This window comes from Streptomyces sp. NBC_00846, assembly GCF_045207325.1.
Taxonomy (GTDB): domain Bacteria; phylum Actinomycetota; class Actinomycetes; order Streptomycetales; family Streptomycetaceae; genus Streptomyces.
In genome coordinates, this window is the sequence record NZ_CP108846.1 from 1,822,417 (window position 1) to 1,836,263 (window position 13,847).

Sequence of the window (13,847 nt, forward strand, 5' to 3'; positions counted from 1 at the left end):
GGAGGACGTGACGTGGCGAACGACGCCAGCACCGTTTTCGACCTAGTGATCCTCGGCGGTGGTAGCGGCGGTTACGCCGCGGCCCTGCGCGGAGCGCAGCTGGGCCTGGACGTCGCTCTGATCGAGAAGGGCAAGGTCGGCGGCACCTGCCTGCACAACGGCTGTATCCCCACGAAGGCCCTGCTGCACGCCGGCGAGATCGCCGACCAGGCGCGTGAGGCCGACCAGTTCGGTGTCAAGGCCACCTTCGAGGGCATCGACATCCAGGCCGTCCACAAGTACAAGGACGACGTGATCTCGGGCCTGTACAAGGGTCTGCAGGGTCTCATCGCCTCGCGCAAGGTCACCTACATCGAGGGTGAGGGACGGCTCTCCTCCCCCACCTCGGTGGACGTGAACGGCCGGCGCGTCCAGGGCCGTCACGTGCTGCTCGCGACCGGCTCCGTGCCGAAGTCGCTGCCGGGCCTGGAGATCGACGGCAACCGCATCATCTCCTCGGACCACGCGCTGAAGCTGGACCGCGTCCCGAAGTCCGCGATCGTGCTGGGCGGTGGCGTCATCGGCGTCGAGTTCGCCTCGGCGTGGACCTCCTTCGGCACCGACGTCACGATCATCGAGGGCCTGAAGCACCTCGTCCCGGTCGAGGACGAGAGCAGCTCGAAGCTTCTTGAGCGCGCCTTCCGCAAGCGCGGCATCAAGTTCAACCTCGGTACGTTCTTCCAGAGCGCCGAGTACACGCAGGACGGCGTCCGCGTGACCCTCGCCGACGGCAAGACCTTCGAGGCGGAGGTCCTGCTGGTCGCCATCGGCCGCGGCCCGGTCTCGCAGGGCCTGGGCTACGAGGAGGCCGGCGTCGCGATGGACCGCGGCTACGTCCTCGTCGACGAGTACATGCAGACCAACGTTCCGACCATCTCGGCCGTGGGCGACCTGGCCCCGACGCTCCAGCTCGCCCACGTCGGCTTCGCCGAGGGCATCCTGGTGGCGGAGCGGCTGGCCGGTCTGAAGACCGTTCCGATCGACTACGACGGCGTTCCCCGGGTGACGTACTGCCACCCCGAGGTCGCCTCCGTGGGCATCACCGAGGCCAAGGCCAAGGAGCTCTACGGCGCGGACAAGGTCGTCGCTCTGAAGTACAACCTCGCGGGCAACGGCAAGAGCAAGATCCTCAAGACCGCCGGCGAGATCAAGCTCGTCCAGGTCAAGGACGGTGCCGTGGTCGGCGTCCACATGGTCGGTGACCGTATGGGCGAGCAGGTCGGCGAAGCCCAGCTGATCTACAACTGGGAGGCGCTGCCCGCCGAGGTCGCGCAGCTCATCCACGCCCACCCGACCCAGAGCGAGGCGCTCGGCGAGGCCCACCTGGCCCTGGCCGGCAAGCCGCTGCACTCCCACGACTGATCAGTCGACCGGGCGCGACGACCGACCTACTTCCGCACTTTCGTAAGGAGCAACTGAAACCATGTCGGTTTCCGTAACCCTTCCGGCGCTCGGCGAGAGCGTCACCGAGGGCACTGTCACCCGCTGGCTGAAGGCCGAGGGCGAGCGAGTCGAGGCCGACGAGCCGTTGCTCGAGGTTTCGACCGACAAGGTCGACACCGAGATCCCGGCCCCCGCGGCCGGCATCCTCTCGGCCATCAAGGTCGCCGAGGACGAGACCGTCGAGGTCGGCGCCGAGCTGGCCGTCATCGACGACGGCACGGGTGCGCCTGCTGCCGCCGCGGCTCCGGTCGCCGAGCCCGCAGCCGCCCCGGCGCCGGTCGCCGAGGCCCCCGCCGCCGCTGCTCCGGCCCCCGTGGCCGAGGCTCCGGCCGCCGCCCCGGCCGGTGGCGCCACCGGTACCGACGTCACCCTCCCTGCGCTCGGCGAGAGCGTCACCGAGGGCACCGTCACCCGCTGGCTGAAGGAGGTCGGCGAGGAGGTCACGGAGGACGAGCCCCTCCTGGAGGTCTCCACGGACAAGGTCGACACCGAGATCCCGGCCCCGGTTTCCGGTGTGCTGCTGGAGATCGTCGTCGCCGAGGACGAGACCGCCGAGGTCGGCGCCAAGCTCGCCGTCATCGGTGCCGCGGGTGCCGCTCCGGCGGCTGCCCCGGCTCCGGCCGCTCCGGCGCCCGCCGCCGCCCCGGCCGCCCCCGCACCGGCCCCGGCTGCTCCGGCCGCCCCCGCACCGGCTCCGGCCCCGGTGGCGCCCGCCGCCCCGGTCGCCGCTCCGGCTCCGGTGGCCCCGGCCGCTCCGGCGCCCGTGGCCGCTCCGGCGCCCGTGGCCGCTCCGGCTCCGGTCTCCCCGACGGCCCCCGTCGACGAGGGCGCGTACGTCACGCCACTGGTGCGCAAGCTCGCCTCCGAGAGCGGTGTCGACCTGAGCACCGTCAAGGGCACCGGCGTCGGTGGCCGGATCCGCAAGCAGGACGTCGCCGCCGCCGCGGAGGCCGCCAGGGCCGCCGCTGCCCCGGCCCCCGCCGCCGCGCCCGCCGCCGCCAAGGCGCCGAAGCTCGAGGCCTCCCCGCTGCGCGGTCAGACGGTCAAGATGACCCGCATGCGCAAGGTCATCGGCGACAACATGATGAAGGCGCTGCACTCGCAGGCCCAGCTGACCTCGGTCGTCGAGGTCGACATCACCAAGCTGATGAAGCTGCGCAACCAGGCGAAGGCCGCATTCGCCGCCCGTGAGGGCGTCAAGCTGTCCCCGATGCCGTTCTTCGTGAAGGCGGCGGCCCAGGCGCTGAAGGCCCACCCGGTCGTCAATGCCCGGATCAACGAGGACGAGGGCACCATCACGTACTTCGACTCGGAGAACATCGGCATCGCCGTGGACGCCGAGAAGGGTCTGATGACCCCGGTCATCAAGGGTGCGGGCGACCTGAACATCGCCGGTATCTCGAAGAAGACCGCCGAGCTGGCCGGCAAGGCCCGCGGTGGCGGCCTGACGCCGGACGACATGTCCGGTGCCACCTTCACCATCAGCAACACCGGCTCGCGCGGTGCGCTGTTCGACACCGTCATCGTGCCCCCGAACCAGGCAGCCATCCTGGGCATCGGTGCCACGGTCCGCCGCCCGGTGGTCATCGACCACCCGGACCTCGGCGAGACGATCGCGGTGCGCGACATGACGTACCTCTCGCTCTCCTACGACCACCGTCTGGTGGACGGCGCGGACGCCGCCCGTTACCTGACCTCGGTCAAGGCGATCCTGGAGGCCGGTGAGTTCGAGGTCGAGCTCGGCCTCTGAGCACCACGGTTGTAACCAGCCTCACCAGCGGCGCCCCCGTCCGGACCACTTCCGGGCGGGGGCGCCGCCGTATTGTCTAGTCACCACCGGTCGCCGCTTCGACGTCGACCGGAACGGCAGCGCCGTTTCTCCGAAGGAGCCCCTCATGACCCCGCCCGTCGTCCACTCGCTGCGCGAACAGATCCGCGAGCACATCGTGGACGGGATCGTCAGCGGGCGCTGGAAGCCGGGCGAGCGGATCGTGGAGCGGCGGATCGCCACCGAGCTGGAAGTCAGCCAGACGCCCGTACGCGAGGCGCTGCGGGAACTGGAGACGCTCCGGCTGATCGAGTCGGCGCCCAACAAGGGCGTACGCGTACGGAACCTGACGGCGGCCGACCTGGAGGAGTCCTATCCGGTACGGGCCGGTCTGGAGCAGATCGCCGCGGAACTGGCGGCTCCGGCGCTCGGCGAGGACTGCTCGCGGCTGTCGCCGCATGTGGCGGCGCTCTACGAGGCCGACCGGCTGGCCGACGGCGAGGCGCAGGTGCGGTACACGGTGGCGTTCCACCGGGAAATGGTGCGGGCGGCCGGGAACGCCGTACTGCTGCACACCTGGGAAGGGCTGGGCATCGAGGTGTTCACCGCCCTGTCGATCCGGTGGCTGGGCACGGTGCAGAAGTCGTACGCGGAGGAGCACGAGGCCCTCATCGAAGCCTTCCTGCGGAAGGACCCGGACATCGGGATCCTGGTCAAGGCCCACGTCCTCGGCTGCGCGCCCCGCGCCTGAGTCCGCACGCGTCACGCGCCCGAGCGGTGTGCGCATCGCCGTCCGAGAGGCGCAGGCGCATCCGCCGCCGCGGACGCGTACGCGACTCCGCCCGAGCAACGCACTCACCTGTCGCAATGCTCGCTCACACGTGCAAGCGAGCGCCCCTTTTGTGCGCTAAATCCCGTCACTCCGTGCCCGACTTTACGGCACCGAATGCCACTTTCTTCATATCGAGAAGTTTTGCCGTTCATCCTTTGATCGATCATCGATCGGCGGCTTAGAGTTCACTCCGCGGGCCCACCGGCCCCATCGCCCTGTCCTGCCAGTCAGGGCCTTTCTCCACCCCCCTCCACTCCGGAAGGCGGCGATCATGACCGACCCCGTAGGAAAGCTTCCGAGCGAGCTCGATCAGCTCCCGGACCGTGACCCCGAGGAGACCGCCGAATGGGCGGCCTCCCTGGATGCCGTCACCAAGGCCGCGGGCCCGCACCGCGCCGCGTACCTGATGCGCCGCTCGCTCCAGCATGCCGAGGGCGCCGGTCTCGCGCTGCCCAAGCTGCTGGAGACCGATTACGTCAACTCCATCCCGACCGCCGCCGAGCCCGCGTTCGACGGCGACCTGGAGATGGAGTCCCGGATCACCGCCTGGAACCGCTGGAACGCGGCGGCGATGGTCACCCGTGGCTCCCGGTTGGGCGTCGGCGGCCACATCGCCACCTTCGCCTCGGCGGCCTGGCTGTACGAGACCGGCTTCAACCACTTCTTCCGCGGCAAGGAGGGGGACGGCTCCGGCGACCAGCTCTACATCCAGGGCCACGCCTCCCCCGGCATCTACGCCCGCGCGTTCCTCGACGGCCGGCTCAGCGAGCAGCAGCTCGACAACTTCCGTCAGGAGGCGGGCGGCGACGGTCTGCCGTCCTACCCGCACCCGCGTCGGCTGCCCTGGCTGTGGGAGTTCCCCACCGTGTCGATGGGCCTCGGGCCGCTGTCGGCGATCTACCAGGCGCGCTTCAACCGCTACCTGGCCAACCGCAACATCAAGGACACGTCGAACTCGCACGTCTGGGCCTTCCTCGGCGACGGCGAGATGGACGAGCCCGAGTCGACCGCGGCCCTCACCCTCGCGGCGCGTGAGCGGCTCGACAACCTGACCTTCGTCATCAACTGCAACCTGCAGCGCCTCGACGGCCCGGTCCGCGCCAACTTCCGGGTGGTCCAGGAGCTGGAGGGCGCGTTCCGCGGCGCCGGCTGGAACGTCATCAAGACGCTCTGGGGCAGCGCCTGGGACGAGCTGTTCCAGCTGGACACCACCGGTGCGCTGGTCCGCCGGCTCCGGGAGGTCCCGGACGCGCAGTTCCAGACGTACGCCACCCGCGATGTCGCCTACATCCGTGAGCACTTCTTCGGCGCCGAGCCCGCGCTCGCCGAGCTGGCGAAGCTGCTCACCGACGCGAAGATCGCCGAGTGCTTCTACAACTCGCGCGGCGGCCACGAGGCCCGCAAGGTGTACGCGGCGTACAAGGCCGCCGTCGAGCACAAGGGCGCGCCGACCGTGATCCTCGCGCAGACGGTGAAGGGCTACACGCTCGGCAAGGGCTTCGAGTCCAAGAACGCCAACCACCAGATGAAGAAGCTGACGATCGACGAGTTCAAGGGCATGCGCGAGCTGCTCGGACTCCCGATCCCGGACAGCGCCTTCGCCGACGGCCTGGTGCCGTACGGGCACCCGGGCGCCGACTCCCCCGAGGTCCGCTACCTCCAGGAGCGCCGCGCCGCCCTCGGCGGCCCCGCACCGGCCCGCAGGGTGCACGCGGTGGCGCTGCCCGAGCCCGAGGAGCGCGCGTTCAAGGCCCTGTACAAGGGGTCCGGCAAGCAGGAGATGGCCACCACCATGGCGTTCGTACGCCTGGCCAAGGACCTGATGCGGGACAAGGAGACCGGTAAGCGCTGGGTGCCGATCGTCCCGGACGAGGCGCGCACGTTCGGCATGGAGTCCCTGTTCCCGTCGGCCGGTATCTACTCGCCGCTGGGCCAGACGTACGAGCCGGTCGACCGCGACCAGCTGATGTACTACAAGGAAGCCAAGGACGGCCAGATCCTCAACGAGGGGATCACCGAGGCCGGGGCCATGGCCGACTTCATCGCCGCCTCGACGTCGTACGCGACGCATGGCGAGACGATGATCCCCTTCTACATCTTCTACTCGATGTTCGGCTGGCAGCGGACCGGCGACCAGATGTGGCAGCTCGCCGACCAGCTCGGCAAGGGCTTCATCGTCGGTGCCACCGCGGGCCGTACGACGCTGACCGGTGAGGGCCTCCAGCACGCGGACGGCCACTCGCACCTGATCGCCGCCACGAACCCCGCGTCGCTCAACTACGACCCGGCGTTCGCGTACGAGATCGCGGTGATCGTCAAGGACGGTCTGCGCCGGATGTACGGCCCCGACGCCGAGAACGTCTTCTACTACCTGACGGTCTACAACGAGCCGAAGCCGCAGCCCGCGATGCCGGAAGGCGTCGAGGACGGCATCATCAAGGGCCTCTACCGCTTCAAGGAGGGCACGCCCGGCGCGGCGGACGCACCGCAGATCCAGTTGCTGGCCTCCGGTACGGCGATCCACTGGGCCCTGGAGGCCCAGGAGCTGCTGGCCGCGGACTGGGGTGTCCGGGCCGACGTCTGGTCCGCCACCTCGTGGGGCGAGCTGCGCCGCGAGGCGCTGGAGTGCGACGAGGCGCTGCTCCGCGGTGAGCAGCGGGTGCCGTACGTGACCCGTGCGCTGGAGGGCGCACCGGGTCCGGTCCTCGCGGTCAGCGACTGGATGCGACAGGTCCCGGACCAGATCAGCCAGTGGGTGGAGCAGGACTGGTCCTCGCTCGGCACGGACGGCTTCGGCCTCTCCGACACCCGCGACGCGGCCCGCCGCCACTTCGGCGTCGACGCCCGGTCGATCACGGTCGCGGCCCTGGCCCAGCTGGCCCGCCGCGGCGAGGTGTCCGCGTCCGCGGTCAAGGACGCCCGGGAGCGGTACGGGCTGTGACCTGACGAGGAGGCGGCCGGGTACGCCCGGCCGCCGGATGGCGGGCCCAGGATCGCTCCCGGCCCGCCATCGGGGGCAGCACGCGTCCGGCCACAATGGCCGCATGCGTGCTGCCCGTCTCATCAAAATGGTGCTGTTGCTGCAGTCCCGTCCCGCCATGACCGCCGCCGAGCTCGCCCAGGAGCTGGAGGTGTCCGAGCGGACCGTCGCCCGGGACGCCCAGGCGCTCTCCGAGGCGGGTGTCCCGGTGTACGCGGACCGGGGCCGGGCCGGGGGCTACCGGCTGGTCGGCGGGTACCGTACGCGCCTCACCGGACTCGCCCGCAGCGAGGCCGAGGCGCTCTTCCTCTCCGGGCTGCCGTCCGCCCTGCGCGAGATGGGCCTGGAGGACGTCGCGTCCGCGGCCCGGCTCAAGGTGTCGGCGGCGCTGCTCCCGTCCCTGCGGGACGCCTCGGCGAGTGCCGCCCGGCGCTTCCACCTCGACGCTCCCGGCTGGTACCAGGAACCGGTCACTCCCGAGCTGCTGCCCGCCGTCGCGGAGGCGGTCTGGGACGACCGGATCGTCCACGCCCGCTACCGCCGCGGCGGCCGGGACGAGGAGGTGGAGCGGGAGCTGGCCCCGTACGGGCTCGTCCTGAAGGCCGGGGTCTGGTACCTCTGCGCCCGGGTGGCGGCGGACTTCCGGGTGTACCGGATCGACCGGTTCTCGGCCGTCGCGGTGTCGGACGAGCGGTTCGCGCGCGACGAGCGGTTCGATCTGCCGGGGTTCTGGGACGAGCGGGCCGCGCAGTTCGCCCACTCGCTGCTGCGTACCGAGGTGACGGTACGGGTGTCGCCGGAGGGGGTACGCCGACTGCCGTACGCACTGGACCGTTCGGCGGTCCACGACGCACTGGACGCGGCGGGACCGGCCGACGCGCGGGGGTGGCTGACGGTCACTCTGCCGGTCGAGACCCTCGATATCGCGTACAGCCAACTGCTCGCCCTCGGACCGGAGTTGGAAGTCCTCGAGCCGGCAGCCCTGCGGGCCCGGTTCGCCGCGGCCGCCGAACGCCTGCGCGACCTCTATCGCTGAGGGATCCTTTTCGCCGCGTCCGCGTGCATCGCAGGCCGCCAAGGCCGATGCTTGAGCCGTGATGGACGAGACGGAGTTCTGGGAGATCGTCGACAGCACCCGCGAGGCCGCCGAGGGCGACCCCGAGGACCAGGCCGATCTGCTCGTCGAACGGCTGGTGCTGCTCGATCCCGAAGCCGTGCTGGATTTCGCCAAGCACTTCGAGGCCCGTTTCAACCGCGCGTACCGCTGGGATGTGTGGGGCGCCGCCGCCGTACTGCTGGGCGGCGCGAGCGACGACGCCTTCGACTTCTTCCGCTGCTGGCTGATCGGGCAGGGCCGGGAGGTCTTCGAGGGCGCGCTGCACGATCCGGACGGCCTCGCCGACCTCCTCGACGACTTCGACCCGGAGGTCGACGGGGAGGCCGAGGACCTCGGCTACGCCGCCGACGAGGCGTACGAACAGCTCACCGGCGTGGTCACCCCGGACCTCGGCCTGCCGCCCCAGACCGCCGAGCCGGCGGGCACCCCGTTCGGCCTTGAGGACGAAGAGGTGCTGGCGGGACGCTTTCCCGCGCTCTGGGAGCGGTTCGGCGCCGACTGAACCCGCCGGGGTCCTGCCGTCGCGCCGTCACGCCGTCACGCCGTCACGCCATCAAGCCGTCACGCGGAAGCCGGTTCTGTCGCCGCGTCAGAAGTGCGTGCCGCCGTCGATCCGGATCTCCGTACCCGTGATGAACGCCCCGTCCTGCGATCCGAGCATCGCGACGACGCCCGCGACGGTGTCCGGGCTGGCGAAGCCCTCGCCGAGCGCCGGGGACAGCTTCGCGAAGAGCGACATGTCGGCATCGACGGGCAGCCCGGGGCCGTTGCCGCTGGTCATGTCGGAGGAGATCGAGCCGGGCGCGACGGCGACGAACCGCAGCCCCTGCTTGCTGTACTCGCTCGCCAGCGCGTGCGTCATCGACTGGATGCCGCCCTTGCTCGCCGCGTACGCCGACATGTAGGGGTGCGCGAAGCTCGCCGAGGTGGAGGAGAAGTTCACGACGGCCGGCTTGTCGCCCGCCAGCAGGGCCGGTATCGCCTCGCGGATCACCAGGAACGTACCCGTGAGGTTGACCGCGAGGATCTTGTTGAAGAACTCCAGCGTCGTCTTGTGCGTGTGCTCGGAGCGCAGGATTCCGGCCGCGTTGACCAGTACGTCGAGGCCGCCGAGCGTGGCCACGGCGGAGGCGACGCCCGCCCGGACCGCGGACTCGTCCGAGATGTCGAGGACGAGGGTGGTGAGGCGGTCGGCGGTGCCGTTCGCCACGGCGGTCCCGTACGTGGCCTTCAGCCCGTCCTCGTTGACGTCGGCCGCGACGACGCGGCCGCCCTCGGCGAGGAGGCGGTGGACGGTGGCCTGTCCGATGCCGGAGCCACCACCGGTGATGAGTGCGCGACGGCCTTCGTAACGGTTCATTTCTGTTCTCTCCCGATCCCGGTGACTGCAATGACTGCTGTGACTGCTGTCCCGAAGCGTTCTCGAAGCTCTCTCGGAGCTCTGTCGCGACGGTCTCGAAGGTTCTCGATTCCATCTCGACCGATGTCCACTGTACGCCTAAGTGGCACGATTTGCCATGACGTCATTTTGCGCACACCTCTCCCCTGCCGGGGTAATCTCCTGGGAATGAGCCCCAAGCCGAGCCGGCCGTCGCAGCCGTCCCTCACCGAACGACGTAAGGCCGCGACCCAACTGGACATCGCGCGCGCCGCCGCCGCGCTCTTCGCCGAGCGCGGGCCCGAGGGCACCACGGCGGAGGACATCGCCCATCGGGCGGGCGTAGCGCTGCGCACCTTCTACCGGTACTTCCGCTCCAAGCAGGACGCGGTGGGCCCGCTGCTCTCCGGCGGCGCCGAGCGTTGGCGGGCGCTGCTCGAAGCGGCCGAGCCCGGGGACGCGCTCGCCGGGGTCCTGGAGCGGGCGGTCACCGAGGCGCTCCGGGTGCCGGGCGCGGACGCCGCCGAGCAGCTCGGCTGGACGCGCGGGCTGCTGCGGGCGGCGGTGGCGGACCCGGCACTGCGTGCCGTCTGGTACCGGGTCAATCAGGATTCGGAGGAACGGCTGCTGCCGGTGCTGACCCGGCTGGCCGGCGAGGGGGCGGACCAGCTGGAGGTCCGGCTCGCCGCAGCGGCCGCCACGGACGCGGTACGGGTGGCGCTGGAGGCCTGGGCGCAGACGGACGCGCCGACGAGCGGGCCCGGCTCACCCGCCGATCTGGCGGTCCGCTGTCTGCACGAACTCATGGGCGGCATGCGGCTGTTCAAGGGCTGAGCGGGAACCGAACGGTCAGGGGGCGAGCGAGCGGCCCATCTGGACGTCGTCGACGTAACGTCCGCCCACGAAGAACTCCCCGGGCAGCACGCCCTCGACGACGAACCCCTCCGACTCGTAAAGGGCCCGCGCCGGTGCGTTGTGCCCGAGCACCCGCAGCGTCATCCGGTTCGCCCCGTCGCTCCGCGCGGCCTCGCACGCGGCCCGCAGCAGGGTCCTGGCGACCCCGCGGCCGCGCGCCCAGTCGGCCACGGCGAGGCCCTGTATCTGCCGGACATGCGCGTTGCAGGCCATCGGGGTCGGCGGGACCTGCCTGATGTATCCGGCGATGGACACCTCCCCCGCCGCGTCCTCCGCCTCGGCGACGAGGAACTCCTCGGGCCTGTGGCGGTCGTCGAAGAACGGCGCGTACGGCGGCTGCTGCTTCGGCATGACCGCGTGGAGCGTGGACCACGTGGAACGGTCGAGTTCACCGAGATCGGCTTCGTCGGCGAGGACCGCGGGGCGGACGGAGCGGATGGGGCTGACCGGCTGCGGGTGTATCTCGGGCATGCGTGCCACTGTGCCACGCCGCACCGTGCCCGGTCAGCCCGTTTGTCGGCTCAGCGCATATCGGCGGGGCGCTCGGCCGAGTCGGACGGGAACCGGCGGCGGAAATCGTCGGCCGCGTCCTCCAGGGTGCAGAAGCCGACACCCTCGTGCCCGGCGACGTACTCGATGAAGCACTCCGGCATCAGCAGCACCTGCGGCCGGCCGCTGACGTCCGGGTGCGGGGTGATGGGCAGGACCCCGTGGTCGAGCTGCCGAGCCGGCCGGCGACGGCGTCGGCGTCCACACCGAGCGGCTCTGCGCGGCGATCACCGCCGCGGACGTCGAGGCCGCGGCCGGCTGCGCGCTGTGGCACGTCCGGCACTACCGGGACGCCGCCCTCCGGCTGCTCTTCGGATGACCTGTGCGGGGGGTCTCGGCCCGTCGGGCGAGGCGCACCCGGGCCCCCTGCGGCAGGATGGCCCCATGCTGCACTCCCGTATCGCTGTCACCGGAGCATCCGGACTCATCGGAGCGGCGCTGGTGCGCTCGCTGCGTGCCGACGGGCACGAGGTCGTACGCCTCGTGCGACGCCCGGCACGGTCCGGTGACGAGGTCGAGTGGAATCCCCGGCGCCGGTACGTCGACGCGGCGGGCCTGGTGGGCTGCGACGCCGTCGTCCATCTCGCCGGCGCCGGCGTCGGCGACCACCGCTGGACACCGGCGTACAAGCGGGAGATCAGGGACAGCCGGGTGCTCGGGACGACGGCGATCGCCGAGGCCGTCGCCTCACTGGACGCACCGCCGAAAGTACTGCTGTCCGGGTCGGCCATCGGCTACTACGGCGACACCGGGGACCGCGCGGTCGACGAGAGCGCCCCGGCCGGCGAAGGCTTCCTGCCGTCCGTGTGCGTGGAATGGGAGGCGGCCACGGCCGCCGCCCAGGAGGCGGGCGTACGGACGGTGCACGCGCGCACCGGTCTGGTCGTCGCGCGTGAGGGCGGGGCCTGGGGCCGGCTCTTCCCGCTGTTTCGCGCGGGGCTCGGCGGGCGGCTGGGCAACGGACGCCAGTACTGGAGCTTCATCGCGCTGCACGACGAGATCGCGGCACTGCGCCACATCCTGGAGACGGAGTCGCTGTCGGGTCCGGTGAACCTGACCGGCCCCGACCCCGTCACCAACGGCGAGGTGACGGCCGCGATGGGGCGCGTGCTGCACCGCCCCACGCTCCTGACCGCTCCGGCACCGGCCCTGCGGATCGCCCTGGGGGACTTCGCCGGGGACGTGCTGAGCAGTCAGCGGGTGCTGCCGGGCCGGCTGCTGGACTCGGGCTTCGTGTTCGCCTTCCCGGGAATCGACGCGGCGATCCGCGCGGCGCTGCGCTGAACACGGGGCGCGCCCGGCGCGACCTCGGCCCGCGCACCCCGCACGTATGCGGACGAATGTGCGACCCCGTGCACCGGTGCCCCGGGTACGCGCGACTGCGCCCGCATCGGGCGCCCTCCTAGCCTCCTTGCGAACTCGGTTATTCCGGGGGCCAGTCGGGGGCAAGAGCCTCCCAGAAGTTGCGCCGACTCGGGGAGGGTACGTGCTCAGCTCGGCACGCCACGCGGACGTCGTCATCATCGGGGCCGGAATCGCCGGCCTGTCAGCCGCCCACCGACTGACCAGCGCAGGGGTAAATGTCAGCGTCCTGGAAGCCGGCCCCCGGGTCGGCGGCCGGATGACCACCGCCGAAACGGACGGCTTCCTGCTCGACCATCTCGGCCCGCTCCTCAGCACCTCGTACCCGGAGCTCCGCCTGATGCCCGCCCTCGACGGGCTCGTGCTGCGCAGCTTCGCGCCGGGGGTGCTCGTGCACAGCGAGGGCCGCCGGTACCGGACCGGCGATGTACGGGGCGCGCGGGGCGCATTCAAGGCAGCGCGCGCCCTCGCAAGCGCCCCCCATTCGCCGATGGGCGGGCCGATCGACCAGGCCCGGCTGGGCGCGGCCCTGGCCCGGCTCGCCGCGACCCCGGCCGCCCGCATCCTGGCCCGGCCCGAGCAGACCGCGCTCGCCGCCCTCTCCCGGCGCGGCCTGACCGCCCGTACGGTCAACGGCTTTCTGCGGCCGTTGCTCACCGCGCTGCTCAGCGACCCGCAGCTCACCACGTCCAGCCGGTGCGCCGATCTCACACTGCGCGACTACGCGCGCGGCCGGTTGTGCGTGCCCGAGGGCGGTTCGGCGCGGCTGCCCGAAATGCTCGCGGCCACGCTGCCGCCCGGCACCGTACGCACGGGCGTGCATGTCACGGCAGCCGACATCACCTCGGTCCGCACCAAGGAGCACGGCGAACTGGGCTGCCGCTCCCTGCTGTTGGCGACCGGCGCGGGCGCCGCCGCCGAGCTGCTGCCCGGCCTGCGGGTGCCGCCCTTCCACCCGGTGACGGTCCTTCACCACACCGCCCCCGCTCCCCCGCCGACCGGTGCCTCGCTGCTGCTGGACGCCGACCGCTCGGGCCCGGTCGCACACACCGCGGTGATGAGCGCGGTCGACCCGTCGCGCGCCCCGCACGGCCGGACCCTGATCAGCTCGACGGTGCTCGGCGCCCCGCCCGCCGATCTGGACCGCACGGTCCGCGCCCATCTGGCCGCCCTGTACGGCACCCCCACCGACGACTGGGAGCTGCTGGCCGCGCACCACGACCCCGAGGCGGTTCCGGCGATGCCCGCCCCGCACGATCTGCGCCGCCCCGTCCGGCTGCTCGCCGGGCTGTACGTGTGCGGCGACCACCGCGACACGAGCACGGTCCAGGGCGCCCTGTTCTCAGGCCGCCGCGCGGCCGAGGCGATCCTCACCGATCTGGGCGTGCGGCCGGGGTACGCGAACGGGACGGCATCGCTGCCCGAAGCGGCGTAGGACCTCTCGCCCGGATCACGGCGGGCTCG

General features: G+C 71.8%; 12 protein-coding genes. 9 read left to right on the top strand and 3 right to left on the bottom strand.

What is annotated here, in order from left to right:
• The first annotated feature begins 12 nt into the window (after window positions 1–12).
• The 6 genes from lpdA to OG936_RS08470 all read left to right on the top strand — a co-directional run bounded on the left by lpdA (window position 13) and on the right by OG936_RS08470 (window position 8,681).
• Complete coding sequence (gene lpdA, locus OG936_RS08445) at window positions 13–1,401, top strand: dihydrolipoyl dehydrogenase (protein ID WP_406493618.1); 1,389 nt, start codon at window positions 13–15, stop codon at window positions 1,399–1,401.
• 61 nt (window positions 1,402–1,462) lie between these two features.
• Window positions 1,463–3,232 carry a 2-oxoglutarate dehydrogenase, E2 component, dihydrolipoamide succinyltransferase gene (sucB, locus tag OG936_RS08450; RefSeq protein ID WP_406493620.1) on the top strand — a complete coding sequence of 590 codons (1,770 nt, stop codon included), beginning with the start codon at window positions 1,463–1,465 and terminating at the stop codon, window positions 3,230–3,232.
• A 145-nt stretch (window positions 3,233–3,377) separates the two neighbouring features.
• Complete coding sequence (locus OG936_RS08455; RefSeq protein ID WP_266745745.1) at window positions 3,378–4,001, top strand: GntR family transcriptional regulator; 624 nt, start codon at window positions 3,378–3,380, stop codon at window positions 3,999–4,001.
• 352 nt (window positions 4,002–4,353) lie between these two features.
• Window positions 4,354–7,023: a pyruvate dehydrogenase (acetyl-transferring), homodimeric type gene (aceE, locus tag OG936_RS08460; protein WP_406493622.1), complete on the top strand. Its 2,670-nt coding sequence runs from the start codon at window positions 4,354–4,356 to the stop codon at window positions 7,021–7,023.
• 103 nt (window positions 7,024–7,126) lie between these two features.
• Complete coding sequence (locus tag OG936_RS08465) at window positions 7,127–8,098, top strand: helix-turn-helix transcriptional regulator (RefSeq protein WP_406493623.1); 972 nt, start codon at window positions 7,127–7,129, stop codon at window positions 8,096–8,098.
• A 61-nt stretch (window positions 8,099–8,159) separates the two neighbouring features.
• Entirely contained in the window at window positions 8,160–8,681 is a 522-nt protein-coding gene (locus OG936_RS08470) for a DUF4240 domain-containing protein (protein WP_406500363.1), read from the top strand.
• An 87-nt stretch (window positions 8,682–8,768) separates the two neighbouring features.
• Here OG936_RS08470 and OG936_RS08475 read toward each other — a convergent pair whose 3' ends face one another.
• Window positions 8,769–9,539, bottom strand: coding sequence for an SDR family NAD(P)-dependent oxidoreductase (locus OG936_RS08475; RefSeq protein WP_406493625.1), 771 nt, complete (start codon window positions 9,537–9,539; stop codon window positions 8,769–8,771).
• 207 nt (window positions 9,540–9,746) lie between these two features.
• On the opposite strand from OG936_RS08475, the gene OG936_RS08480 reads away from it, so the two are divergent.
• Window positions 9,747–10,391 (top strand): TetR/AcrR family transcriptional regulator, encoded by a 645-nt coding sequence (locus tag OG936_RS08480; protein ID WP_406493627.1) that lies wholly within the window; start codon window positions 9,747–9,749, stop codon window positions 10,389–10,391.
• 15 nt (window positions 10,392–10,406) lie between these two features.
• Here OG936_RS08480 and OG936_RS08485 read toward each other — a convergent pair whose 3' ends face one another.
• Together OG936_RS08485 and OG936_RS08490 are read right to left on the bottom strand one after the other, a co-directional pair.
• A complete protein-coding gene (locus OG936_RS08485) occupies window positions 10,407–10,943 on the bottom strand; it encodes a GNAT family N-acetyltransferase (protein WP_406493629.1) in 537 nt (178 codons plus the stop codon).
• A 50-nt stretch (window positions 10,944–10,993) separates the two neighbouring features.
• Window positions 10,994–11,125 carry a hypothetical protein gene (locus tag OG936_RS08490; RefSeq protein ID WP_406493631.1) on the bottom strand — a complete coding sequence of 44 codons (132 nt, stop codon included), beginning with the start codon at window positions 11,123–11,125 and terminating at the stop codon, window positions 10,994–10,996.
• 280 nt (window positions 11,126–11,405) lie between these two features.
• On the opposite strand from OG936_RS08490, the gene OG936_RS08495 reads away from it, so the two are divergent.
• Window positions 11,406–12,305, top strand: a complete 900-nt coding sequence (locus OG936_RS08495) for a TIGR01777 family oxidoreductase (RefSeq protein WP_406493633.1) — start codon at window positions 11,406–11,408, stop codon at window positions 12,303–12,305.
• A gap of 202 nt (window positions 12,306–12,507) precedes the next feature.
• The gene (locus tag OG936_RS08500) at window positions 12,508–13,818 is read left to right on the top strand and encodes an NAD(P)/FAD-dependent oxidoreductase (RefSeq protein ID WP_406493634.1); all 1,311 of its coding nucleotides are present in this window, start codon (window positions 12,508–12,510) and stop codon (window positions 13,816–13,818) included.
• The last annotated feature ends 29 nt before the right edge of the window (window positions 13,819–13,847 follow it).